This window comes from Vibrio sp. R12-SW3-ISO1, from assembly GCF_059834005.1.
This window is the reverse complement of record NZ_JCBDGK010000031.1, coordinates 1-2,431: the sequence shown is the minus strand read 5'-3', so window position 1 is coordinate 2,431 and position 2,431 is coordinate 1. Positions and strand designations below refer to the sequence as shown.

Sequence of the window (2,431 nt, the reverse complement as noted above, 5' to 3'; positions counted from 1 at the left end):
ACTTAACTGAGGCTAATTGGAATTCGGCAGATAATAGTTTCCAGTTGTATTTATTAGGCATGTAGTTTGTCTCCCACTTGACCATGCTTTTTCATGTAGAACTCAGCTGGACATGAGTAGTAATTTCCGTCTTGAGCTAGGAATGTTCCATTCGAAGTCACCGGACTAATGAGTTTGTGACGCTTACTCTGATTATCCTGCAGTACTGAAGTGTTTAGCTTGTATAGGTTGCTTGTGGGTCCAGAGGATGAATATCGACGTTTCTTCGTAATTAGTTTTATCTCTTCAAGTTTTTTGATAGCTCGCTTAATTGCTGATTCACTGAATCCAGTAATTTTTGCTAATGTTTTAATCGAAGGAAAACATTGGAATTTCCCATCGGCAAAAGTGCTTAAGTGCACAAGAGTCGCTTTTTCTATACCGGAAAGGCCGAGTGCTAAAGCGTCAGTCATCAAGTATCTATTCGTGGCTGTAAATTGAGTCATCTGGTATAATCCCCTTCGCTGTACTGCATTGAGTTTGACGGCTTCGTATGCAGTGTTCTGGTTGGGCCATAGTGATACTTTTGTTGTCACTGTGGCCTTTCTGTATGGTCCTGTGAGTATCTAGTTGGTGGCTAACGGACCTACTAACAAACCAACTAATAAACCAACTAACAGTACTTACATTACTGTTCTGCTTTGAATCCATTCATTGATCTCAGAAAGAAACCAGCCGACAGAGCTGCCATTTGGTGTTAGTTTTCGACGTTTGGGGAATTGACCTTTCTTTTCCATCTCCCAGCAAGTTGTGCGTGATATTCCTGTAATAGCTAAGCGTTCTGATTCGCGAATTATTCGTTCTGAATTCATGTATCCCCCTTGGATAGGTGTGCTGTTTTGTTCGGGGGTATTCTGTGATGTCTTGGGAAGAGAAAAAATAGACGCTATATACAGCGTCATATTTTTTGTTTTTAACTACTTGAATTTTAGTGATATTTTTTCTTTGTAGTCATTGTTGAGATATGTCGCGTAGTCTAATTTGAAGGTTGCTTTAAAGTTCTTAGTGAGAGAGGAAGGCCTTCCTTTTTTTGTAGCGTCGGGGGGGATGATTAGGTTTTTCTTTAGGAACGATGCGAGTTTCTCTTTAGAAATTGTTGGCTTACTATTTTCTTCAAATAGTTCAATAATCATCTCGCAGAGTTGACCGACTTGTATCGTGCTATTTTCAGGTTTGCTGTAGAAATTTTGTGCTATGTCTGCAGCTGTAAGCTTTTGATAACCATTAGCTGTCCATTGGTTTTTTTTGGCTGTTTTAGATTTTGTATAGGTAGATTTTTCTGCGTCCGCCACATAAGGCTCATCTATAACCCATTGGTTATGGGACCCTTTGAGTTCTCCTAGTTTATAAACAGAGCAGAGAAGCTGATCCAACGCCAACAGTTGAGCCTCTTCAAGAGGAACAGAGAATTCAGCTAACTCACTTGAAATCACATTAACAAAATTGATTTGGCTTTCAGTTACGAATGCTCTTTTATCTGACACTGGCGAGTCTTTTTCATATTCGCGAAGTTTGTTAAGTAGAGATGGTAGTCTTTCTATAAGGGTTTCAAGTTCAGTTAGAAAGTTGAATTTATCGCCATTCATTGTTCTGGGGAGAAGAAGATGAGCCCTTCCTTTAAACCCATTCGTCTTATTTTGGGACATATCCTAAGCACCTATAACTCTGAGGTTTCGAGTAGACAGAGTATTATTGGAAAGGCCCTTAGCTGCGGCTTCAATATATTCACTCCACCAGCACATCAACGTTCGACGCTGTTCTAAGTAGTCAGAGCGGTTGTACGCTCGGCGCACCTCATTTCCATCGACATGAGACAAAGCGGCTTCGATGACATCTGGGTTGAAGCCTTGTTCGTTTAGAGCGGTACTAGCAATCGCTCTTAACCCGTGTGAAACCAATTTTCCTTGATACCCCATTCGTTTAATGGCGGCATTCGCTGTTTGAGAATTTGTTGGCCTTTTTGGATCTCTATCTGCTGGGAATATAAACTCTCGATGCGCACTGATAGGTTTCATCACATCAAGAAGCTCAAGCATTTGAGGGGTTAGGGGAATAGAGTGTTCACGACGATTCTTCATACGTTCTGCTGGGACGACCCATATTTCCTTTTCCCAATCTATCTCTGACCACTGGGCGGCAGATGACTCATTAGGTCTTGTCATAGTATGCAACTGCCATTCAATAAGGCATCGTGTTGTAAGTTTGATGCTTGCTCTAGATAGGTCTTTCATGAACTGAGGCAGCTCTTCTGGAGTAATCGTTGGCATATTCTTCTTTTTAGGGGCGTGGAAAGCTGAGTGAATCTTGCTTAGAGGGTTTGAGTTTATAATCCCCGTATTTACCGAAAAATCCATCACTTCATTGATGCGTTGGCAAAGGCGCTTGACAGTTT

The 2,431-nt window shown here is 41.2% G+C and carries 4 protein-coding genes; all 4 read right to left on the bottom strand.

The genetic code is table 11. The annotated features are described in order from the left end of the window. Positions 1–53: 53 nt before the first annotated feature. Positions 54–452 (bottom strand): helix-turn-helix domain-containing protein, encoded by a 399-nt coding sequence (locus AC6R0R_RS08930; protein ID WP_500626438.1) that lies wholly within the window; start codon positions 450–452, stop codon positions 54–56. 210 nt (positions 453–662) lie between these two features. Further along, a complete protein-coding gene (locus AC6R0R_RS08925; protein ID WP_080931654.1) occupies positions 663–851 on the bottom strand; it encodes a helix-turn-helix transcriptional regulator in 189 nt (62 codons plus the stop codon). Between the two features lie 105 nt (positions 852–956). Beyond that, entirely contained in the window at positions 957–1,685 is a 729-nt protein-coding gene (locus AC6R0R_RS08920) for a hypothetical protein (protein ID WP_500626437.1), read from the bottom strand. A gap of 3 nt (positions 1,686–1,688) precedes the next feature. Continuing rightward, a partial coding sequence (locus AC6R0R_RS08915) for a tyrosine-type recombinase/integrase (protein ID WP_500626436.1) occupies positions 1,689–2,431 on the bottom strand: 743 nt, incomplete at its 5' end.